The organism is Mucilaginibacter sp. (genome assembly GCF_041663085.1).
Taxonomy (GTDB): domain Bacteria; phylum Bacteroidota; class Bacteroidia; order Sphingobacteriales; family Sphingobacteriaceae; genus Mucilaginibacter.
In genome coordinates, this window is record NZ_JBAZRC010000015.1 from 25,093 (window position 1) to 46,431 (window position 21,339).

Consider the following 21,339-nt stretch of genomic DNA (forward strand, 5'->3'; position numbering starts at 1 on the left):
TCTAAAACTCGAGCGCTTTACCCTGCTGCGGATAAACCAAATTCAAGCCCATTTTATTGCCTGCTTTTAGCTGCGTTTTTATCTGGGAGATGCTTTTATATGGCGGCTTCAGGTGGGTTACAACTACATTCAATCCCTGTAATGAAACGCCGGATAGCTTGCCCAGTTCGCTCATTTTATTCATCAGCAAACGCGGGGTCAGGTGGCCAAACAAGCTTTTATCCGGCTGCTCATCCGGGAACGATACTTCTATCATAATAGCCTTTAGCTTTTTGGCTTTTACCAATGGTGCTACCGCTGCCCATAGGCTGTGCAGGTTCTGGCTTTTTTCTATCTCATCGGCACCCGTGTCACCCATGTATAAAACGAAGCTATCCTTACTCCTCACCAAAAACGCGGTGCTGGTTAAATTAGAATGGCTCAGCGGGAACACCTGCACCTGCATCTCGGTATTCTCGATAGCTGTTTCGCTGCCCGGTTCCAAGGGTTTATAATGATATTTTTTGAGTTGTGGCGTGCCACCTTCATCGGCAAAGTTAGCCCAGCTTTCCCAGGTAAAGTAGTGGGTTTTGAGGGTTTCAAGGGCACTTTTTAAGCCGTAGATATTTTTGGTTGTATCATCCGGTGAATTGATGACCATACCGGCCAGATGATCAAGGTGGGCATGTGAGATAAAATAGCCTTTGATGTATTGCCGCAGTACCACGTCTGCCGGTACTGTAAATGTTTTATGGGCTACCGCTTTGGCTATACCATAATGCAGGGTACCGGCATCAAGGCAAATATAATTAGATGAGCCCTTTGGTGCCAGCATATAGGCCGACAAGTTGCTTTCATCAGCACTGCCCAAAACGCCTAAAGGCACTATACGGAATGATGCCGCTGGCTTAACCTGCGCTAACGCAAAAACAGGCAAAAGTAAAAAAGCAAACAGCGAGAACTTACGGTGATTATACATTGTGCCAAATTTACTAATTTGGCCGCTAATGAAAACAAGCCAGATTGCCGCTAAAATTGTAACCCGTTTATTTTTCTTTTTACTGCTAATAGCGCTCGTGCCGTTTTTACAGGGCGATACCTCTAAACTGCAGCACCTTTACCTTGCACCCAAACAAGCCTGGACACTGGTGTTCCCCATTTTGCTGATCCTTGGGTTTATTGCGCTGCTGGTTATTTGTTCCATTAAAAAATTCAGCAAAACAGATCTGAACTGGCTGTTAGTATTAAATACGGTTATACTGATCATTTACGCCATTACGCTGTACATACACATTTACCGGCTTATAAAATAAATGATTAATCCTGATGGCCAATAGCCCTAATCAACTAACCACTAATCAATTACTCTGTCTTCATCTTTTTCTCTACCGAATCTTTATACTCGTAATCGCCGCCTAGCAGGTAGCCCCATGGTTTAAGGCTTTCAATCCTGTCAAATATAATTTTAAAAATGGCTATGATGGGGATAGAAAGAAACATGCCCGATAGTCCCCATATCATTTCGCCTATAATAATACCGACAAACGATATAAGAGCGTTTAACCGCACCTTAGAGCCTACTACAGCCGGCAGTAAAAAGTTCGCATCAACAGCGTGTATGCCAATTGTACAGGCGGCAACAGTAAGCGTTTGACTTATGGTACCGGTAGCAAACGTAACCACGGTACTTAACAGCAACGCGCTAAAAATACCAATGTAAGGTATAATGTTAAATACCCCCACTATAATGCCCAGCAGCGCAGCGTATTTGATGCCAATAAAGTAAAATATGGTTATGGCCATACCGGCTACAATAACCATTTCTATCATTAAGCCTAAAATATATTGGCGCAGTATTTTTTGTACGTTTTCTACGATGTCAACGACAATGGTTTTATTCTCATCGCTAAAAACCCAGGTAATAAAACGGAACAGCAACCTGCGGTAAAACAGTATAAAAAAGGTAAAGATGAGTATAAACACATAAAACAATACCAGTGACGATACTGCCCCAAAAGTAGTACCTAATACTGCTGTGCCCGATGCCATTAATTTATCGGCAGTACTGTGTACGTAGGTTAATTGTTTATCAGTGTTGATATGAAAAGTGGTGTGTACCCATTCATGCAGGTTATTTATCGATTCCGTTACCTGCCCTTTTAACATAGGCCAATCATTAGCTATGCTTGATATTTGTGTACCTATCAAATACATAATGCCACCAACAAATCCAATAAATAACAATATTGATAAAAAGGATGATGCGCTGCGCGGCAGGCGGCATTTTTTTTCGAAAAAATTTGAAACCGGCAGTAACAATACTGCAAACAAAAAACCGAAGATCATGGGATCTATCAGTTCTTTGGCCATTACTACCAAATATCCCAGCACGCATACCCCGATCAGGATAAGCGCTAAACGTTCATAAAAAGGGGCGATAAGTTTTTTTGTTGGCATATAGCAGCAATATTTTATCAGCTCAACATATGGGTGTTTTATATGTTTTAGAGGCTAACGTAAATGTGCAATAAAATATTAGCTATTCTAAATTTATCCATTTTATAACTACCTAATGGCTCCTTTCTGGCAAATACTTTGCTATGAATACGTTATAAACTTAACACATACTAACATGGCAAAATATTCAGAAAAGGCGAGCGAAAAGGTTGAAAAAACCATGCACGAAATGAAAGAAGGCAAACTAAAAAGCGGCAGTGGCAAAAAAGTTACGAGTAAAAAACAAGCTGTTGCAATAGGCTTATCAGAGGTACGTAAAGAGGGCGCAAAAGTACCTAAGAAAAAGGATTAATATAACTGTACAAGTAAGAAGCCCCGATTTATACGCGGGGCTTACTGCTTAGTTAAAGGTAAATTCGTTATTTATCCAATAATCCAGTTTTCCATCCTTATCAATATCTATCAGCTTTTCAACATCATTATCACGCTTATGGGCGGGCTCCATGTTATACTTTTCAATTACCGCCTTTAGTGCCGCCAGGTTAGCAAGCGCTTTATTAAAGCCTGTTTTATGTTGTATAGCATATTTACAAAACTGAGACATGTATATAAACCCCAGTTGTGGGTTAGTATCTGAAATGTCCATTATGGCTTGTTTCAACTCAATAACTACATCTGGTGTACCTTGTGCCCATTGCAAAATAAACTGGTTTGCAGCTTCTGTTTTTACAGGTTCGGTACCCCAGGGTGTACGCATCAGCCAATCGGCGGCCTTTATAATTTCGGTCTCGTATTTAATATAGTCTTCGTGTCTTTTAAAATGATAATCTTTTGGCACTTCATAGGTTTGCGCCGATGCCTTTAGGCCTGTAAGCAGTGTTAATAATAAAACAGTGCGGATTATCTTTTTCATGTTATTAGCTAATGCTAAGATAATTTTATTTTTTGAGATATTGTAAATGAGTCCATTACTTTCATCAACACCACCGCTTCATCAATTGTACAGGGGTTTGGTCCTTCGTCTTTAAAATAAGATACTATTTTGGTGATCATAGGCTGCTGGATATGCTCGGGATGGGTAAAGTTTACTGTTTCCTCGCCTGCCTCATTCTTACAGGTAACAAAGCCACCAAAGAAAGGGAAAGTGATTTTCCCTTTTGTACCGATGATCTCGCAACTGTCTGCCACCTCACTTGGGGCAACATTAAAACACCAAGAGCCATTTACCACCACCTTGTTTTTAAATACTATCTGCCCGCAAACATGGTCATCGGCGGGGCTAAACCCACCCTGGTTAAGGCTATAGCCGTTGTAAGCTGCGGGTTCGCCAAAGTAAAACAGCATTAGATCCAGCTGATGAGGGGCCAGGTCATGAAAGTAGCCGCCACCCGAAAACTCGGGTTGTAACCGCCAGTTATCAATGTTGGCCTGCGGGTTTGGATTAGCATATTTCCACATCCTGATCTGCACCGTACGGATATCGCCCACGGCGCCGCTATCAATTAAATTTTTCACATGCAAAAACATGGGCAGCGCACGGCGATAATGAGCTACGGTAAGTTTTGCTCCGCTTTCCCTTACTGCATCGGCCATTGCTTGTGCTTCATGCGCGTTGCGGGTAACAGGTTTTTCTACATAAATATTCAGGCCTTTTTTAATCGCCCGTAAGGCATACTCCAAATGCGAAGCAGGCGGCGTAGCTATAGATACTGAGTTTACCGCCGGATCGTTCATCAGGTCTTCGGCATCGCTGTACCATTTATCAACATGATGGCGTTGGGCGTAGTCTGCTGCCTTTTCGGCGTCTCGGCGCATTACGGCAACCAGTTTGCTATCACCTATTTTATTATAGGCCTGTCCGCTCTTTTTTTCGGTTACGTTACCGCAACCTATGATGCCCCATTGTATTGCTGTCATTTTTTTAAATAATATTTTAGCTGATCAAGGCCAGCAACTCATCGTCGCTTATTATCGGGATGTTTAGTTTATTAGCCTTCTCCAATTTGGCAGGCCCCATGTTATCGCCTGCTACCAAAAAGTTCAGCTTGGCAGATATACTGCTCAATATCTTACCGCCGTTTTGTTCAATCAAATCTTTCAACTCATCGCGCGAATACTTCTCAAACACACCAGAGATGATAAAGCTTTGTCCGCTTAGTTTTTCGCTGGCCAGGGTTACTTCTTTTTCTTCGGCGATAAATTGCAGGCCGCGTTCCCTCAGCTTCTCTATTTCTGCGCGATGGTTCTCATCGGCAAAATATTCGGTGATGCTTTCGGCAATCCGGCCGCCTATCTCTTCGGCTGCAATAAGTTCTTCTGCCGTAGCTGCCATCAGGTTATCAATAGTTTTAAAATGCGCTACCAGCTTTTTGGCCACGGTTTCGCCTACATAGCGAATGCCCAGGCCGAACAATACTTTCTCAAACGGCTGCTGCTTCGATTTCTCAATCCCATCCAGCATGTTATTGATAGATTTCTCACCAAAGCGACCAAGCTGTTTCAACTCATCGGCACGCTCATGCAGGATATAAATATCACTAATGTGTTTAATAAAATCCTGGCGGTACAGGGTTTCGATGGTCTCGTCGCCCAGGCCATCAATGTTCATGGCTTTACGGCCTATGTAGTGCTGCATTTTACCCACAATCTGCGGTGGGCAGCCTTCATCATTAGGGCAATACCATGCCGCTTCGCCCTCGGTGCGTAATAGCTGCGTGCCACAAGCGGGGCAATGGGTTATATATTCAATGGCCTTTGCACCGGGCTTGCGTTTATCCAAATTTACGCTGATAATTTTAGGGATTATCTCCCCTCCCTTTTCTACATAAACGATATCGTGTTCATGCAGTTTAAGGCGCTCGGTTATCTCGTCGGCGTTGTGCAGGGTGGCACGCTTTACGGTTGTACCAGCCAATAATACCGGTTTTAAATTAGCTACCGGTGTAACCGCACCTGTGCGGCCTACCTGGTAAGTAACAGCCAGCAATTCTGTCTCTACCCTTTCTGCTTTAAACTTATAGGAGATAGCCCAGCGTGGCGATTTGGCGGTGAAGCCCAGTTCCTGCTGCTGCGAATAATTGTTTATTTTAATGACTATCCCATCAATATCATAACTCAGGTTATGGCGTTCGGTATCCCAGTGGCTTATAAACTCCAGCACGCCGTTGATATCGCTCACCAAACGGCTATGGTTATCTACATGAAAACCCCAGTTTTTTACGGCTTCCAGGCTTTCCCAATGGGTTTTAAATAATGTTTTTTCGGTATACAAGCCATACAAGAAACAATCCAGCGGGCGGCGGGCCACCTCTGCCGAGTCCTGCAGTTTCATGGTACCCGATGCAAAGTTACGGGGATTGGCATAAGGAACTTCTCCGTTATCAACGCGTTCCTTGTTCAGACGTTCAAAGGCCTTCAGGTGCATAAACACCTCTCCCCGAATTTCGAACATGTCCGGGTAATTGCCCGTATTCAGTTTCTTTGGGATAGTATGAATAGTGCGTACATTAGTGGTCACCTCATCCCCCTGTGTACCATCGCCACGGGTAACCGCGCGCGACAATTTGCCATCCACATAAGTAAGGCTCATTGATAAGCCGTCGAACTTCAGTTCGCATACATATTCAAAATTATCACCGATGGCCTTGCGGATACGCTGGTCAAAATCAATCAACTCCTGCTCGTTGTAGGTGTTGCCTAATGAGAGCATGGGCCAGCGGTGTTTTACGGTCACAAATTCCTTGGTGATATCACCACCAACTACCTGTGTTGGCGATTCGGGATCGGCAAACTCAGGGAATTGCTTTTCCAGCTTGCTTAATTGCTCAAGCTTTTGGTCAAATTCGTAATCAGAAATAGTAGGCATAGCCAGCACATAATAGTTATAAGTGTGCTGTCTTAATTCGGCAGTAAGCGCTTGTATTTGGTCTTTTGCTTCGGTGGGCGACATGGTAGCGAAGATAGGAATTGTTGTTAGTAGTTCATAGCTGATGGTTCATTGTTCATAGCAATTTACGTCCGGCCATGAACCATGAACTATTTGCCAACCCCCATCACAGCTACTACCGGGTAATGGTCTGACGGGGTGCGGCCATGGTAGGTATTGGTTAATATGCCGTAGCGTTTTACCTTAAATTGTTTGGTCACAAAAATATGGTCGATGCGTTTGTCGCCGGCTGTATTGGCATTAAATTCGTTAAAGGTATCGCTCGGCGCAAGTTTTATGGGCGATAGTACATAGCTATCCTTCAGCAAGCCCGAGTTATTGATCACCGCGTAGCTATCTGATGTTTGGTCCACATTAAAATCGCCGGTGAGGATGGTTGGCATAGCGCCTGCCATTTGTTTAATTTTTGCCAGTACCAGCTTGGCGCTTTCGCGGCGGGCAACCACACCTATATGATCCATATGCAGGTTAAAAAAGTAAAAAGTAAAGCCGGTTTTAATTTCACGGAATTGCGCCCAGGTGCATATACGCGGTAAGGCGGCATCCCAGCCTTTGTTGGGTTTATCGGTAACCGTCGACATCCAGAAGTTTCCTGTTTTTAAGAGTTTGAACCTGTCTATTTTATAGAATATTGCGGAGTGTTCTCCTCCTTGTTTGCCGTCATCGCGGCCCACACCAACCCATTTGTAACCGGGCAGGCTATCGGAAAGGTTTACCAGTTGGTTGTATTTGCCCTCTTGTGTGCCAAAGATATCCAAATCTTGAAATTGGATGAGTTTTGCTATCCAGGGGAACCGCTGCCCCCAGCCATTTCCGGCGGTCGAATCGCCCTGGTTGGAGTAACGCAGGTTGTATGTGCCGATGTTGAATTGCTGTGCTTTGGTGAATGTAGCTGTCGCGGTAAGCAATAGCAGGATAAGTGTTAGTTTGATTTTCATGGTAGGAGGAATTGATATGCAAATATAAAATCATTGCCGTCTCATTTATGGGGCGGATTATTAAATCTACCAATTGGCTTTAGCCAATTGATTTCGGCTAAAGCCGGAGGAATTTATTATTGGTTATCCGTTGGCTGAAGCCAACGGCAATGAACAGAGAAAACCACTCACCGCTCTCTATTCACCAATCTCTAAATCTCCCCTTCGCGCTTCCTCAAAAACCATTCGGCACTAAGCAGCAATAGTATCAGCACAAACACCCATTTCATATCTACCAGGTCGGTATAGCGCTTATCCTCATAAACCACGGTTTTGATATTTTCGTTTTTGCGGATCAAGCCGGCCAGTTTGCCTATCTGTGATGGCAACAACATTTGCCCTCCAGATTGTGCAGCCATGTTTCGCAGCAAGCCATGGTTGGCTGTACTTTGTCGGGTTTCCAGGTTTAATTGCTTGATTGTTATTTGTCCGTTGGCCGTAAACGCCTGCTTGCCATTGGCCGTTGTAGCCAGATAACTATACTCGCCAACCGGCAGTGCGCCCGCGTTTAACTGGTAACTTTGCCCGCTACGGGTGAACAGGAAGCTATAACTCTTACCCGACCGGCTCTTCAGATTGATCTTTACATCAGGTGTGTTGATCAGCTCCAGTGCATCATTATATAGTTCGGCATTGAGCAATACATTTTCGCCCTCGTCAAAAACATTTTTAGCGGCATATACCCTAAACCGCTGGCGGTTGGCATTGGCGGTAAGGTATTGTACGGTTTGGCTTAACAGTTCTTCTACCGCATGGTGGTTGCCAAACTCGCGGTATTCGGCCAGTTGCCAGCGCCATAAACCTTCGCCGGTAAGGGCGGCTATTTTACGGCCTGCCTCATCATTAAAAGCAAGCAGCGGGTAGTTGGTCTCTACATTGCCTATTTTTTGCTTAAACAATACCGATGCAGTGCCCGATGCTTCGTAACTGCCAAATGGTGATACCAGCGGCGGCAGTTTGCTTATTTTATCGCGGGTAGGATCTGTTAAGGTAAAAGCCGAAAACGTACTAACCGGTTGTGCGAAGGCTTCCTGTACCTCTTGCCTACCAGCGTTTATCTTCACTGCTTTTTGCGCATTGTTAAACGCTTGCAGATCGGCCTGTGTACCTGCGATAAACCATATCGGGGTTTTGCTTTGCAGCAGGGTTTGTAGTTTGCCGTAACTAGATGCCGATAACTGGTAAAGAATAGCCAGGCTATAATCTGCCATTTTTATGGAAGCTACATCGCTTACCAAACTGGTTTTCACCTCAAAGTTTTTATTGCTTTCTATAGCTTGTTTGAGCACGCTGATATCAGGGTTAACGCCATCGTACAGCAACAATACCTTTTGCCGGGCATCAAGCACATCTATGTAAATAGTTTCGGTATTGTTTTGTACCGATAGTTCATTTTTTACTGGTGCCAGGCTGATGGTGAACTTACGGATACCTTTTTTACCGGCATTCAGTTTTACCGGGATAACTTTTTTAAACGCCGCCGATGCGATACTGATGTTTTGGGTATGCACCTGCCTGCCATCTTCGGTAATGGTAAGGTGCATATTTTCGCCCGCGCTTTGGTAAGCTTCGGCCAGTATCTCTACCTCAAAATCATTCCCCAGAAAAGCGGTTTTGTTATAGTTCACATTACTCAGCAACAGGTCGCGGCGGGGAACGGTATCGCCAAGGGCAATAGTATAAATATTGGTTTTGATGTTGCGCGCTTCGTATTGCGGATCGGTACCCAGGTTATACAGGCCATCGGTAGCCAGCACCAGGGCGCCTATGTTGCGGTTTACAAAACGCTCGTTCAGTTGGTGTAAAGCGTTTGAAATATCGGTTTGCTTTCCGTCGAACCTGGTTGACAAACTATCTTTCAGGTCTTTATCGAAATGAAACTCATGTACTTCGTAATCGTTGCCTAATTCTTTTTTGAGGGATTCTTCCCAGCCCCCCCTAAGAGCATTCTTGCCAAATAACTTGATAGATTCCGAATTATCCTGCGCTATTAACACAAGTGGTTTTTGCGGCTGGTAAGTTATTGAACGCACCAAAGGCGACACCAATAACAGGGCTAAAAAGCTTACCACAACTGCCCGTAAGGCAAACAGTATATACCGCATGCTTTTTACCAGTTGCACAGGCTGGCGGTACATCAACCACGCATAAAGCAGGCCCAAAACAAGGCAGGCAGGCAGCCACCACCCCGAAACCGATCCCCAGGTAAATGACATTAATTTTTGGTTGGTAAATTGTGTGCGATGACCATACAGTGCATACCCGCAAAATGCGAAAATATTGTGGAATGGGGCTAATTAAATTTCATGCTTTATAATGCCGGCTTGCTAAACAACTGCGGCATCAAGTGTTCACGTTCACACCACAGGCAGACCGCGAACACTCGTTAAAACCTGATAATCAGATACATGAAAAACGTGCTGACAAAACAGTGTCACCATTAATATTCCAGAACAATATTTTGAGTTTCTTATTTTCAATTTGGGCGAAAATGTTAGACTCTGAAGGATGACAGAGATAGGTGTTTATTTATTCAATTACTCAATTATTCCAAACTTTTGCCCTTGAGAAACAAAAAAACTTTTGAGCATATCCCATTTTTGATCACAATAGTCTATTTCATGAGTTTGGGATGAACTGTAATAATATTTATGACAATGAAAGCATATCTCAATATATTCGGTTACTTTACCCTTACTATCCATAAATAAAATAGCATTTGCAGGCATATAACACTTTACCCCCGGGTTGGCGTAGTCATCAGGCAGTTTTATTGGTTTCCTGGCTACGTTATACATAATATCTGTTAAAGAGTCAATCGCTCTTTTAGACAGATCGCGCATTTCTATTACCCTACAATAATTTATAAAAAAATTACCCTTTGCCATTGGCGAAAATACCTGCATAGTATCCTCTGCGGGTATATCATCCAAGGCACTTATTGTTCCAGGTTCTGTTATATGGATGAGCACATTTTCGCCTTCATGATAAGATATTAGGCGAACATTTACAGCTTTGGAAAAAGGGAAAAATGTACGCCGCTCATTAGCATTAAAGCGGTACTGGTAAGAACAATCATTATAGCCTTCATAGTAGTGTCGTACTCTTGGTGCCTCAAAGTGTTTTTTTCGCTGAGCTAAAGCTATACATGGCAGGATTAATAAAAGAATAATTAAATATCTTTTCATCGGATAGGTTTTCAACCCAATATAAAACAAAAAAGGCAAGCTAAGCTTTGCCTTTTTTGTTTTATAGGTAATATCACCTGCTCCGAGAGATCCTGAAACAAGTTCAGGATGACGGTTGCGGTTTTGACTTTTGAATTTTTAATTTTGACTTACTCTTACAACATCCCACCATCAACAGGGATAACCTGCCCGGTGATGTAAGCTGCCATGTCTGACGCCAGGAACACACAGGCATTGGCTACGTCGGCTGTTTCGCCGGCACGTTTCAACGGGATAGCTGCCGTCCATCCTTCAACCACTTTAGGATCTAAAACGTCTGTCATTTCGGTGCGTATAAAACCCGGGGCTACTACGTTGGTACGGATATTACGTGAACCCAGTTCTTTAGCTACTGATTTTGAGAAACCAATGATACCTGCTTTTGAAGCTGCGTAATTAGCCTGGCCGGCATTACCTTGCACGCCTACTACCGAGCTCATGTTGATGAACACGCCTTTACGGTTCTTCATCATGATTTTTGAGGCAGCTTTAGTAACGTTAAATATCGATTTAAGGTTTACGTTTAGTACGTCGTCCCATTGTTCTTCGGTCATACGCATCAACAAGCCATCTTTGGTGATACCGGCATTGTTCACCACGATATCTAATGTACCAAAATCAGCAACAATATCGTTGATCAGTTTTTCGGCTTCGTCAAATTTGGAGGCATCGCTGCGGTAACCTTTTACCTGCGTGCCAAAGCTTTGCAATTCCTGCTCAAGGGCCTGGCCTTTTTCTACCGACGATAAATATGTAAAGGCAACATTGGCGCCATGCTCAGCAAATTTCTCGGCTATAGTGCGGCCTATTCCTTTTGATGCACCTGTAATAAGTGCGGTTTTTCCTTCAAGTAATTTCATAATTTAAGTATGAGTTTTTCGAGTGGGTGAAGATAGGGAATTTGTTAGAAAGTGAAAACCAGGATAAGTTTGAAGATGCAGGTTTAATTAAGTTCCTTGTTCCGCTTTGGGGGAGGCCAGAAATCACCAATAAAAAACGACTTTTTTCGCCCTTTTTCGACCCTGTTTCGGCCTAACACCACGAGGAGAGAAAATTGTAAAGCCTTTTGGAACGAATCGCGGCTTGTTGGTGACAACACGATAGGTGTTCGGAAGATCCTAAATGCCACCGCGTAATTTACTCACCCGGTCTTTGCTACGCGCAAAGAGGGTTTTGCTTTTCTTCTCACCCTCTTTGCGTAGCAGAGAGGGTCGACAAGCGTAGCGATGTCGGGGTGAGTTGATAAACGAAAGATCTTCCGAACACTTGTTGTGACAACACCAACAAGGACGAAAAATTCATAATCTAAGTATGAGTTTTTAGAGTGGGGGAAAGTAAGGAATTAACAGGAAAGGCGAAAGCAGGGAATTTTATATGAGATTTAAGCAATGTAAAAGGCCGGTACCGGCCTTTTACATGTCATTTAAACTGTTAAACACTGCAATTGACAATTCTACAGGTGTTATTTATACATTGATACTCCCACCCATTAGGGTTGGTTGGATTATCACACAGCGGAAAATCGGGACAAACGTAACCGCCGAAATCGCAGGGATAAAATCCCCCCATAACATTTTTCATTTCTGCCCGGGTTAATGGTGTTTTTAGCTTTTTCATTTTTTTAAAGATTTAAGATTTATTATTAAAAACCAATGGTTTGATAACCGCCTAATGATCCGTCGGCACAATAGGCCCTTATTACCAACGTACCACCGGTACATGCATACGGGATAGTAATTGTTGTACCATAAGTTATAGTTGTAGGAATAGTGGGCACAGAGCATTTGTAATAGCCGCCATAATCGTAATGATGGGGCGTGTTTACACCGGTCCAGCCTATAGTTACGGTCCAGCCATCGTTAGATATGACATGGGCATTGCTTACACCCGCGCTACAGGCAAATGCCGTTTTAGGCTTGGCAGCAACTTTTTTGGGAGGAGTGTGAATAAGGGTAAACGAATAAATACACACAAGGATTAACCCGGCCAGCAATGTGGCTAAAATGCTTTTTTTCATAATGTTAGGTTGTTTAATTGGTATATAGCTAAGCTAAGTCAAAATAAATCAACTACAAAAACAACTCAACTGTTATATTTAAACAATTGTTAATTATTTAATCATTAAGCAACATGCATTTCCTTGAAAAAAAAATAATGTTAGTGCTGTATTTATAAACTTTCCTGATACTCCTTTTGCAATTCAACCAAGCATTTGGCGCACAGGCAGCTATCGTAAAGCTCACTTACGTATTGCACCTCATTGATACTTAACTGCACGGTACTGCACTGGCACTTGGTAAATGAATTTGCTTTACATTCAAAGGGTGCGCTGCAGCGGTCGCAGTGGAGTATTTCGTGTTTTGGTGATATAAGCATTATTAAGTCGGGAAGCCGGGAAAGACCGAAAGTCCGGATGATCTATCAAAGGTCGGTAATAGAATGATGTATACCAATCATTATAATGTAAAAGACCGGTAAGCTTTACAGCTACCGGTCTTTTTTATAATCAATTTATGGTGGATTAGGCGGTTGTTATGCAGAGCAGGTAACGCATCCTTCTTCCATAGAGCAGCTTGGGCCGGCCGGCATTTCTGCTTCGCTGCTATCTGCAACAACTTCCGGGATAACGGCTTCCATGTTTTTTCCGCCCTGGTTCTCAACCGTAAATTTAACTGCTTGCGATGCTGCCTGTGTACGCAGGTAATACATACCTGTTTTAAGGCCTTTCTTCCATGCGTAGAAGTGCATTGAAGTAAGTTTAGATGCATTTGGCGAGTTGATGAACAGATTAAGCGATTGCGACTGGCAGATATAAGCGCCCCTATCGGCAGCCATATCTATAATGTTACGCATCTTAATTTCCCAAACGGTTTTGTAAAGTTCCTTGATATCGGCAGGGATCTCTGCAATATCCTGGATAGAACCGTTAGCGGTGATGATCCTGTCTTTCATGTTGTTTGTCCACAAGCCACGGTCAACAAGGTCACGTAATAAGTGTTTGTTCACAATCACAAACTCTCCGCTTAATACGCGGCGGGTGTAAATGTTTGAGGTGTATGGCTCAAAGCATTCGTTATTACCCAATATTTGTGATGTTGACGCGGTTGGCATAGGCGCTACTAACAGCGAGTTACGCACACCATGGTTCATTACATCAAGGCGAAGGTTTTCCCAATCCCAACGGGTGCTGGCTGGTTTAACATCCCAAAGATCAAACTGGAACTTACCTTCAGATAAAGGCGAGCCTTTAAAGGTTTCGTAAGCACCATCTTTGATGGCCAGGTCTTTTGAAGCCGTCATGGCTGCAAAGTAAATGGTCTCAAATATCTCTTTGTTCAGTTGTTTTGCTTCTTCGCTCTCGAACGGTAAACGCAGCAGGATAAAGGCATCAGCCAAACCTTGCACACCTAAACCAATTGGGCGGTGGCGCAGGTTAGAGTACTCTGCTTCCGGTACAGGGTAATAGTTGTTATCAATTATCTTGTTCAGGTTCAGGGTAGCCTGGTAAGTTACTTCGTACAGTTTAGCGTGGTCAAACTCACCGTTAATTACATAACGTGGCAGGGCCAGTGAAGCCAGGTTACAAACCGCTACTTCTTTATCAGAAGTGTACTCCATAATTTCGGTACAAAGGTTAGAGCTTTTTATAGTACCAAGGTTTTTCTGGTTCGATTTTGCGTTGGCAGCATCTTTATACAACAGGTACGGTGTACCGGTTTCAACCTGGGCATCAAGTACAGCAAACCAAAGTTCCTGTGCTTTGATGGTTTTACGGCCACGGCCTTCTTTTTCGTATCTTTCGTATAATGCTTCAAACTCGGCGCCGTGGCAATCAGCCAGTCCCGGTGCTTCGTGCGGGCAAAATAGTGTCCATTCTTCGTTAGCTTCAACACGGCGCATAAACAAGTCAGATACCCAAAGGGCGTAGAACAAGTCGCGGGCGCGCATTTCTTCTTTACCGTGGTTTTTACGCAGGTCAAGAAATTCAAATATATCTGCATGCCATGGCTCCAGGTATATGGCAAAGGCGCCTTTACGCTTGCCACCGCCCTGGTCTACATAACGTGCGGTATCGTTAAATACTTTCAGCATTGGGATGATACCGTTGCTGGTACCGTTTGTACCGCTGATGTACGAGCCTGTAGCCCTTACATTGTGGATGCTTAAACCAATACCGCCAGCGCTTTGCGAGATCTTGGCAGTTTGTTTAAGCGTATCATAAATACCTTCAATACTGTCATCTTTCATGGTTAACAAAAAGCATGACGACATTTGAGGTTTTGGTGTACCTGCGTTAAACAAAGTTGGTGTAGCATGTGTAAACCAGCGCTCGCTCATCAGGTGGTATGTTTTGATAGCGCTTTCTACATCCTCTTTGTGGATACCGATTGATACGCGCATAAACAAATGCTGCGGGCGCTCGGCTATTTTACCGTCAATTTTTAACAGGTACGATTTTTCAAGGGTTTTAAAACCAAAGTAATCGAAACCAAAATCGCGGTCGTAAATAATGCTGCTGTCTAACAGCTCGGCATTGTCGCGGATGATCTGGTAAACATCTTCGGCCAGTAAAGCGGCGTTTTTACCGGTTTTTTTGTCAACGTACTCATACATACGTTTCATGGTTTCAGAGAACGATTTTGTGGTGTTTTTGTGGAGGTTAGACACCGCAATACGCGAGTCAAGCAAAGCATAATCAGGGTGTTTGGTAGTTAACGATGCTGCCGTCTCGGCTGCAAGGTTATCCAGTTCGGAGGTGGTAACACCATCAAACAAACCCTCAATTACTTTTTTTGCTACATCTATTGGGTCAACCAGTTTAAACCCATAGCACAGCTTCTCTATACGAGCTGTGATCTTGTCGAACTTAACCGACTCTCTTCTACCGTCTCTTTTTAATACGAACATTTTGCCACCTCCTTATTCCCTGCACCGGCAGGGGATTGTTTAATATATTTAATTACTTAGTTTCTTTTTTGGGGATTTCACCGATTGGGATGATTTCACCGATTTTATTGTTTGTGATTTTGATCAGTTTTCAACCAATCTCCGCTCACTACTCTCCACTCACCAAACTCTAAAAATCCTCGTCTAACGAGAATGATTTGTTTTCTGCAGTGCCATTCAATACTCCGCTTTTTTGGTAATCGCCAACGCGTTTTTCAAAAAAGTTAGTTTTACCCTGCAGGCTTATCATTTCCATAAAATCAAAAGGGCATGATACATTGTAAACTTTTGGATAGCCCAACTCGTCCAGCCATCTGTCTGCCACAAACTCAATGTACTGGCTCATCATTTTAGCGTTCATGCCTATCAGGCTTACCGGCAGCGCATCATTAACAAATTCTTTTTCTATCTCAACCGCATCGGTAATAATTTTTGTTGCCGCCGCTGTGCTTAATTTATTATCCAGCATTTTGTATAGCAGGCAGGCAAATTCACAATGTGAACCCTCATCACGCGATATCAGCTCATTACTAAAGGTTAAACCCGGCATTAAGCCACGTTTTTTCAACCAAAAGATTGAGCAGAAACTACCCGAGAAGAAAATCCCCTCCACTGCTGCAAATGCTACCAAACGCTCGGCAAAAGTTCCGTTATTTATCCAGCGCAGCGCCCATTCTGCTTTTTTACCTACACATGGTACGGTATCAATAGCATGGAAAAGGCGGTCTTTTTCTACAGGGTCTTTTATATAAGTGTCAATTAATAATGCATAGGTTTCTGAGTGGATGTTTTCCATCATGATCTGGAAACCGTAGAAACAACGCGCCTCCGGCAACTGCACCTCGCTCATAAAGTTGATAGCCAGGTTCTCGTTCACAATACCATCGCTCGCTGCAAAAAACGCCAGTATGTGCGAAATAAAATGCCTCTCGCCATCATTCAGGCTTTCCCAGTGTTTCATGTCGTCAGACAGGTCGATCTCTTCGGCTGTCCAAAAGCTGGCTTCAGCTTTTTTGTACATTTCCCAAATAGCGGGGTATTTAATTGGGAGGATCACAAAGCGGTCTTTGTTCTCTTTTAATAGTAATTCGGTTTCCTCTGCCATACTGACGACTTCTTATATTTATGTATTAAATTATTACCCTGTTAACCTACCCCTGAACTGCTTTTGTACCGAGCCGACAATAGACAGGTGTACCATGCGAGTTTTTTACTTAAAGGGAAAAAAATTGCTTTTCCGCATTTATTTACTCACTTTCTACACCCACACTAATCGTTTCTAAACTATTTCTTAGTTGCACATTAGCCCATGTTTTACCATGGTCTTTCTTTTCTGTCCCGATAGAATTATCGGTAACATAGATAGCGTTAAAAGAACTTGTAATTCAAAGATAGGTTAACACACCGTTTCACGTTAGTCTAAGTTTTTAACATCACCTATAAGTTGTCCACAATATTTAGCAATACTTTAAAAGTATTTTAGAATGACATTAAAATTAATAGTTTAAGAAACAACATCTTACCAGGTTTTAGACCGATATATTGACAGATTGAAAATAAAAAACCAGAAACACTTGCAGGATATAAACATGTTCTCAACAAGCCTAAAACCCAGCGGAATACTTAAGGTAAAAGGCCTTAAAAAGGCTGTTTTTACACGCCGAAAACTTAACATACAGTGACTGTTTTTTTAACAAAAACAACATGTGGAACAAGAAAAAATCCCCGCCGTTTTTTCGGCAGGGATTTAATTTTTCAAGGCTTTGCAGCACTGCCGTTCTGACTTATTTTTTCAGTTCGTCAATCGGTACAAATTTCATGGAAACCGAGTTAACGCAATGCCTGGTATTTTTAGGGGTAAGATACTCGCCCTGGAAAACATGGCCCAGGTGAGCGCCGCAATTGGCGCAAAGTATTTCGGTGCGGCGGCCATCCGCATCGGTTTCCCATTTAACCGCTCCGGCTATCTCGTCATCAAAGCTTGGCCATCCGCAGTGCGATTCAAATTTTGATTCGGATGTGTAAAGCGGGGCATCGCAACGCTTGCAAACGTAAACGCCTTCGGCCTTATTATCCAGCAACGCGCCGGTAAACGGGCGCTCGGTGCCTTTATGTAATATGATATATTCTTCTTCGGGTGTTAATTGATTGTATGCCATTTTAATTAGTGAATTGATTGAGTTAGTGAATTGGCGATTTAAGATATATTTCGCCCTTTCTACTATATAAATATACGACAATTTGCCGGCAGATTTTGTTTGTATGGAGGATGTTTACACGGGTTTGACAAGCCTTAAAAGCGCGGCCGCGAGCTTTCAGCTCGTGGTATAGCTTCAGCTTTCAGCTGAACTGTAAGCTGAAAGCTTACCTAATGCAACCCACGAGTTACTCTGCGCTAAACTCGCGGGAGCGAAATCAGCATGACAAACATTATAACTTAACAAACGTAATATGATACTCCTGTATCAGCGCGGGGTTCTCGGGGGTTAAAGTGAACCGCACTTTGATATTTCCCTTTTCGCCCTTCATTATAAAGTAACCGCGCAGGTTATTTTCGGCCACTACCTCGCCTACGCCGGTTATGTTGCCTGCCCGGTTAAAAACTTCGATTGCTTCGGCTTTTAGCTTATCGGGGAAGTAATCCATAAAAAAGTTATCGGCAAAAATGCCTGTTGCCTGCGGGTTATCCCAATTGGGTAACAGTTTTACCAGTTCATTGCGCCGCTGGGTCAATATGCTCGATGCTGGCAGTGTACGCGGCTTTACACCCGATAGCGTTAGCAGCGTATCTAAAACCATATTATTTACCGCGCCCGCATTTGCATAAGTAAGGTTGGCGAATGATACAATGCCCACGCAATAGTCGGGCATAATATTCCATTGGCTGCCAAAGCCGGGCAAACCGCCTGTGTGGCCAACATAAACCCGGTTATCACAATCCTTTGCCCAGCGCAGCCCGTAGGCATAAGCAGATACCGTTGGGCATGGCCTGCCATTGGGTGTTTTGGCATTTGCCGTTAAATAATTTACATCCCAGGGGTATTGCATTTCGCGTACCGAACTGCGTTTCACCGGTCCGGTTTCAGCATCATCCCTTGCAGGCCAGGCGTCCATATGCACAGCCATATATTTGCTAAAATCTTCAATAGTGGTGATCAGTCCACCCATTGCACCGTAAGCGCCATCGTGCAGCATAGGTTGAAGCACCCATTTGCCATCAAGCCATCGGTAGCCAAGGGCAAGCTGTTCTTTGGGCACCTTGGTGTACTCCCAATAAGTGTGCGTCATGCCCAGGGGTTTTAAAATATTATCGGCAATATACTGCTCGTAGGTTTTGCCCGATACCTTTTTGATGATGTACCCCAATGTGGCAAAGCCCAGGTTGCTATACTCATACCCCTGCCCCGAATTAGTAGAGAACGATACGCCCTTTTTGTAAATGGCCAATAGTTCATCATCACTAACCGCTAACTGGCGGTCGCCCCATGGGTTATCTTCCGGGTAGCCTGCCGCATGGGTAAGTAAGTGGCGAATGGTTACCGGGGTAGCATCCTTAGTAAGATACTTATTGTTCTTCATCTCGGGGATGTAGAGGTAAGCCGGGTCATCCAGTTTTAGCTTGCCCGCATCGCGCAGCTTTAATATAGCCATAGCGGTGAGGCTTTTGGTCATGGAGGCTATTCGGAACGCCGACTTTGAAGTAACCGGGATCTTCTCTTCCAAATTACTATAACCCAGGCCAACACTGTGCACCAGTTTACCATCAACCACAATACCATAAGCTAAGCCCGGAAAATTATTGGCAAGCGCATACTTTTTATAGATGGAATCGATAACCGGGAAGGTTGCCTCAATTTTTTTGAGCCTGTCGGGATCGGTAAAGGTTGCGGGTTTGTATTGGGCGAAGGTTGTGGTAGATATGAACAGGAAAAGGATAAGATACTTTTTCATGGCGGTGGATTTTGTCTGAACCGGAATTAAACGAATTTAAGGATTTTAAGATTAATCCGCCCTTCACAGCTTACTTATCGTGAGTAAATGAACGAATTGTTTCTATATCTATATTATCACCATTAAAACTGCTTACTGTAAAAATGTTTCTGTCCGGCATGATCGTTATAAATGAAAACTCTGTTATTTTACTATCGTTGGATTTTATATAAAAATAAGATTGCCCACTATCTTTATTCCATTTAAAATAAGGCTTATATAACCGGTCTTTTTTTATCGCAGCTTTAACACCAGCAAATATTTGTTCCGAATGTTCTTTATTACTTTTAAAACTTAGTTTTTTATATAGTTTTATCTGCCTCATAAATTTATCGAACTTTGGATTCCCCCATATGCCTTTTTCCCTAATCTTATTCATCATTTCTTCGGTAATATCAGTACTACGATACTCCGGCTCGCTGTTGTAAGATTTAAAGTAAGTATCTATTATATTACCTGACGATGCAGGTGATGGGGTATCCTGACTAAATGACACATTGGCTGTTAACAGTAATATGCTCATGCATAAAATAATCTTCTTCATTTTTTTATTTTTAATGGTTTAATATCTAAAAGAATATCTTTTGACTCGTTTAAGTTGTTATAGCCCTGATCAAGTGCCTCAGCAACGAATATCAGATCAGCTTCGACTTGTTTTCTAAGAACTATATCCTTTTCGGCCTGAACACGGTTGTGATAATTTATTCCCCATAAAAAAACCGCTGTTATTACAATAATGCTGGCAGCTATTTTAGTAACAATAAGTTTAAAAGTTCCGTTATTTTTGCCGCTATGTTCTACAGGCTTTGGATCAATGCTTTGCGTTTTTTCAATTGCCTTAAACCAGTTACTATCCTGTGCCAGGCTCTTATCCTGATGTGTTGTTAAATACTTCTTTATTATTTTTTCTTCTTCAACTGTTGTTTCTGCTTTCCAATATTTTTCGAGCAGTAACATTATTTCATCTTGTTCCATTCATCTTGTTTTTTATATACTGCCTTCCTCTGTATAAATACACCTTAACCTGTGCTTCAGTTAAATTAAGCACTTCTCCAATTTCCTTGTACTCCATTTCTTCAATCTCGCGCAAATACAAAAGATCCCGTTGTATTGCCGGCAATTGACTGGTTAGACTATAGAACTGTAGTCTTAGGTCAGCTAACCTCATGTTAATATCAGTTGCATTCTCAAATGGATGGTCGCTTATTTCATCAAGTTGCAGATGTGGTTGCCTATTACTTTTCTTAACATTATTCAAAAAAGCATTCCGTTCCATCCTCATAGCATAGGCTTCAAAATTTTTCCATTCGGCCCACTCACTTCTTAGTTCCCATAACTTTAACAAGGTTTCCTGGAAAAGATCTTCTGCATCATTAACATCTTTTGTTAGTGAAAGCGCAAAGCGATAAAGCTTTGGCCTGCAACTTAAAAATTGTTTATAATGCAAATTCTCCATTCGTTTTATGGGAGACAAAAATCAGCTGCCAAAAGTTACATTTATTTTGAAATTGTGTTGGGATCATAACATAACAAAAAATCCCGGCCAAACTTTGACCGGGATTTCCCTATATCTTGAATCTTGATTCTTACCTCTTGATTCTATTTCAATTTCGCTAATTCTTCTGCCATAGCAGCGCCAATCTCGGCAGGTGATTCTACCACACGGATACCACACTCGCGCATGATCTTCATTTTTGCAGCAGCAGTATCATCGGCACCGCCAACAATTGCACCTGCGTGGCCCATACGGCGGCCCGGAGGCGCAGTTTGGCCGGCAATGAAACCAACAACTGGTTTTGTACCAAATTCTTTGATC

The 21,339-nt window shown here is 42.9% G+C and carries 21 protein-coding genes and 1 pseudogene; 2 read left to right on the forward strand and 20 right to left on the reverse strand.

Annotated features, from left to right (window positions below; translation table 11 throughout):
- Nucleotide 1 precedes the first annotated feature (1 nt).
- A complete protein-coding gene (locus WC615_RS05550; protein ID WP_372977139.1) occupies nucleotides 2-958 on the reverse strand; it encodes an MBL fold metallo-hydrolase in 957 nt (318 codons plus the stop codon).
- A 28-nt stretch (nucleotides 959-986) separates the two neighbouring features.
- Between WC615_RS05550 and WC615_RS05555 the strand changes: the two genes are divergently transcribed.
- Nucleotides 987-1,292: a hypothetical protein gene (locus WC615_RS05555; protein WP_372977140.1), complete on the forward strand. Its 306-nt coding sequence runs from the start codon at nucleotides 987-989 to the stop codon at nucleotides 1,290-1,292.
- A 49-nt stretch (nucleotides 1,293-1,341) separates the two neighbouring features.
- On the opposite strand, the gene WC615_RS05560 is transcribed toward WC615_RS05555, so the two are convergent.
- Nucleotides 1,342-2,436, reverse strand: a complete 1,095-nt coding sequence (locus WC615_RS05560; RefSeq protein ID WP_372977141.1) for an AI-2E family transporter — start codon at nucleotides 2,434-2,436, stop codon at nucleotides 1,342-1,344.
- A 175-nt stretch (nucleotides 2,437-2,611) separates the two neighbouring features.
- Between WC615_RS05560 and WC615_RS05565 the strand changes: the two genes are divergently transcribed.
- Nucleotides 2,612-2,788: a DUF6496 domain-containing protein gene (locus WC615_RS05565; RefSeq protein WP_372977142.1), complete on the forward strand. Its 177-nt coding sequence runs from the start codon at nucleotides 2,612-2,614 to the stop codon at nucleotides 2,786-2,788.
- 48 nt (nucleotides 2,789-2,836) lie between these two features.
- Here the strand turns inward: WC615_RS05565 and WC615_RS05570 are convergent, their stop codons facing one another.
- From WC615_RS05570 to WC615_RS05655, 18 genes and pseudogenes are all read right to left on the reverse strand, one after another.
- Nucleotides 2,837-3,349 carry a hypothetical protein gene (locus WC615_RS05570; protein WP_372977143.1) on the reverse strand — a complete coding sequence of 171 codons (513 nt, stop codon included), beginning with the start codon at nucleotides 3,347-3,349 and terminating at the stop codon, nucleotides 2,837-2,839.
- 14 nt (nucleotides 3,350-3,363) lie between these two features.
- Nucleotides 3,364-4,353 carry a Gfo/Idh/MocA family protein gene (locus WC615_RS05575; protein WP_372977144.1) on the reverse strand — a complete coding sequence of 330 codons (990 nt, stop codon included), beginning with the start codon at nucleotides 4,351-4,353 and terminating at the stop codon, nucleotides 3,364-3,366.
- A gap of 16 nt (nucleotides 4,354-4,369) precedes the next feature.
- On the reverse strand, nucleotides 4,370-6,385 hold the full coding sequence (gene ligA / locus WC615_RS05580; RefSeq protein WP_372977145.1) for an NAD-dependent DNA ligase LigA: 2,016 nt from the start codon (nucleotides 6,383-6,385) through the stop codon (nucleotides 4,370-4,372).
- Between the two features lie 86 nt (nucleotides 6,386-6,471).
- Nucleotides 6,472-7,320 (reverse strand): endonuclease/exonuclease/phosphatase family protein, encoded by an 849-nt coding sequence (locus WC615_RS05585; RefSeq protein ID WP_372977146.1) that lies wholly within the window; start codon nucleotides 7,318-7,320, stop codon nucleotides 6,472-6,474.
- A 191-nt stretch (nucleotides 7,321-7,511) separates the two neighbouring features.
- On the reverse strand, nucleotides 7,512-9,575 hold the full coding sequence (locus WC615_RS05590) for a hypothetical protein (RefSeq protein WP_372977147.1): 2,064 nt from the start codon (nucleotides 9,573-9,575) through the stop codon (nucleotides 7,512-7,514).
- A 321-nt stretch (nucleotides 9,576-9,896) separates the two neighbouring features.
- Nucleotides 9,897-10,547, reverse strand: a complete 651-nt coding sequence (locus WC615_RS05595) for a hypothetical protein (protein ID WP_372977148.1) — start codon at nucleotides 10,545-10,547, stop codon at nucleotides 9,897-9,899.
- A 155-nt stretch (nucleotides 10,548-10,702) separates the two neighbouring features.
- Nucleotides 10,703-11,446, reverse strand: a complete 744-nt coding sequence (gene fabG / locus WC615_RS05600) for a 3-oxoacyl-[acyl-carrier-protein] reductase (protein ID WP_372977149.1) — start codon at nucleotides 11,444-11,446, stop codon at nucleotides 10,703-10,705.
- 571 nt (nucleotides 11,447-12,017) lie between these two features.
- Complete coding sequence (locus WC615_RS05605; protein ID WP_372977150.1) at nucleotides 12,018-12,203, reverse strand: hypothetical protein; 186 nt, start codon at nucleotides 12,201-12,203, stop codon at nucleotides 12,018-12,020.
- Nucleotides 12,204-12,228: 25 nt separating this feature from the next.
- Nucleotides 12,229-12,603 (reverse strand): hypothetical protein, encoded by a 375-nt coding sequence (locus WC615_RS05610; RefSeq protein ID WP_372977151.1) that lies wholly within the window; start codon nucleotides 12,601-12,603, stop codon nucleotides 12,229-12,231.
- 152 nt (nucleotides 12,604-12,755) lie between these two features.
- Nucleotides 12,756-12,962, reverse strand: a complete 207-nt coding sequence (locus WC615_RS05615) for a cysteine-rich CWC family protein (RefSeq protein ID WP_372977152.1) — start codon at nucleotides 12,960-12,962, stop codon at nucleotides 12,756-12,758.
- Between the two features lie 156 nt (nucleotides 12,963-13,118).
- On the reverse strand, nucleotides 13,119-15,494 hold the full coding sequence (locus tag WC615_RS05620) for a ribonucleoside-diphosphate reductase subunit alpha (protein ID WP_372977153.1): 2,376 nt from the start codon (nucleotides 15,492-15,494) through the stop codon (nucleotides 13,119-13,121).
- A 169-nt stretch (nucleotides 15,495-15,663) separates the two neighbouring features.
- On the reverse strand, nucleotides 15,664-16,638 hold the full coding sequence (locus tag WC615_RS05625; RefSeq protein ID WP_191177458.1) for a ribonucleoside-diphosphate reductase small subunit: 975 nt from the start codon (nucleotides 16,636-16,638) through the stop codon (nucleotides 15,664-15,666).
- Nucleotides 16,639-17,317: 679 nt separating this feature from the next.
- Nucleotides 17,318-17,692: a methionine-R-sulfoxide reductase gene (locus WC615_RS05630; RefSeq protein ID WP_372977154.1), complete on the reverse strand. Its 375-nt coding sequence runs from the start codon at nucleotides 17,690-17,692 to the stop codon at nucleotides 17,318-17,320.
- Nucleotides 17,693-17,963: 271 nt separating this feature from the next.
- Entirely contained in the window at nucleotides 17,964-19,484 is a 1,521-nt protein-coding gene (locus tag WC615_RS05635) for a serine hydrolase domain-containing protein (protein ID WP_372977155.1), read from the reverse strand.
- A gap of 70 nt (nucleotides 19,485-19,554) precedes the next feature.
- Nucleotides 19,555-20,067 (reverse strand): DUF4252 domain-containing protein, encoded by a 513-nt coding sequence (locus tag WC615_RS05640; RefSeq protein ID WP_372977156.1) that lies wholly within the window; start codon nucleotides 20,065-20,067, stop codon nucleotides 19,555-19,557.
- Nucleotides 20,064-20,498, reverse strand: a complete 435-nt coding sequence (locus WC615_RS05645) for a hypothetical protein (protein ID WP_372977157.1) — start codon at nucleotides 20,496-20,498, stop codon at nucleotides 20,064-20,066. The genes WC615_RS05640 and WC615_RS05645 overlap by 4 nt, the downstream gene beginning before the upstream one ends.
- Entirely contained in the window at nucleotides 20,485-20,979 is a 495-nt protein-coding gene (locus tag WC615_RS05650) for an RNA polymerase sigma factor (RefSeq protein ID WP_372977158.1), read from the reverse strand. The genes WC615_RS05645 and WC615_RS05650 overlap by 14 nt, the downstream gene beginning before the upstream one ends.
- 143 nt (nucleotides 20,980-21,122) lie before the next feature.
- Nucleotides 21,123-21,339, reverse strand: a pseudogene (locus tag WC615_RS05655) (succinate--CoA ligase subunit alpha); the annotation flags it as partial.

Coding starts and splice junctions, on each gene's coding strand:
- WC615_RS05555 (WP_372977140.1), top strand. CDS start 987: ATGAAAACAAGCCAGATTGCCGCTAAAATTGTAACCCGTTTATTTTTC.
- WC615_RS05610 (WP_372977151.1), bottom strand. CDS start 12,603: ATGAAAAAAAGCATTTTAGCCACATTGCTGGCCGGGTTAATCCTTGTG.
- WC615_RS05590 (WP_372977147.1), bottom strand. CDS start 9,575: ATGTCATTTACCTGGGGATCGGTTTCGGGGTGGTGGCTGCCTGCCTGC.
- WC615_RS05570 (WP_372977143.1), bottom strand. CDS start 3,349: ATGAAAAAGATAATCCGCACTGTTTTATTATTAACACTGCTTACAGGC.
- WC615_RS05630 (WP_372977154.1), bottom strand. CDS start 17,692: ATGGCATACAATCAATTAACACCCGAAGAAGAATATATCATATTACAT.
- WC615_RS05585 (WP_372977146.1), bottom strand. CDS start 7,320: ATGAAAATCAAACTAACACTTATCCTGCTATTGCTTACCGCGACAGCT.
- WC615_RS05625 (WP_191177458.1), bottom strand. CDS start 16,638: ATGGCAGAGGAAACCGAATTACTATTAAAAGAGAACAAAGACCGCTTT.
- ligA (WP_372977145.1), bottom strand. CDS start 6,385: ATGTCGCCCACCGAAGCAAAAGACCAAATACAAGCGCTTACTGCCGAA.
- WC615_RS05640 (WP_372977156.1), bottom strand. CDS start 20,067: ATGAAGAAGATTATTTTATGCATGAGCATATTACTGTTAACAGCCAAT.
- WC615_RS05595 (WP_372977148.1), bottom strand. CDS start 10,547: ATGAAAAGATATTTAATTATTCTTTTATTAATCCTGCCATGTATAGCT.
- WC615_RS05620 (WP_372977153.1), bottom strand. CDS start 15,494: ATGTTCGTATTAAAAAGAGACGGTAGAAGAGAGTCGGTTAAGTTCGAC.
- WC615_RS05565 (WP_372977142.1), top strand. CDS start 2,612: ATGGCAAAATATTCAGAAAAGGCGAGCGAAAAGGTTGAAAAAACCATG.
- fabG (WP_372977149.1), bottom strand. CDS start 11,446: ATGAAATTACTTGAAGGAAAAACCGCACTTATTACAGGTGCATCAAAA.
- WC615_RS05615 (WP_372977152.1), bottom strand. CDS start 12,962: ATGCTTATATCACCAAAACACGAAATACTCCACTGCGACCGCTGCAGC.
- WC615_RS05650 (WP_372977158.1), bottom strand. CDS start 20,979: ATGGAGAATTTGCATTATAAACAATTTTTAAGTTGCAGGCCAAAGCTT.
- WC615_RS05635 (WP_372977155.1), bottom strand. CDS start 19,484: ATGAAAAAGTATCTTATCCTTTTCCTGTTCATATCTACCACAACCTTC.
- WC615_RS05645 (WP_372977157.1), bottom strand. CDS start 20,498: ATGGAACAAGATGAAATAATGTTACTGCTCGAAAAATATTGGAAAGCA.
- WC615_RS05605 (WP_372977150.1), bottom strand. CDS start 12,203: ATGAAAAAGCTAAAAACACCATTAACCCGGGCAGAAATGAAAAATGTT.
- WC615_RS05550 (WP_372977139.1), bottom strand. CDS start 958: ATGTATAATCACCGTAAGTTCTCGCTGTTTGCTTTTTTACTTTTGCCT.
- WC615_RS05560 (WP_372977141.1), bottom strand. CDS start 2,436: ATGCCAACAAAAAAACTTATCGCCCCTTTTTATGAACGTTTAGCGCTT.
- WC615_RS05575 (WP_372977144.1), bottom strand. CDS start 4,353: ATGACAGCAATACAATGGGGCATCATAGGTTGCGGTAACGTAACCGAA.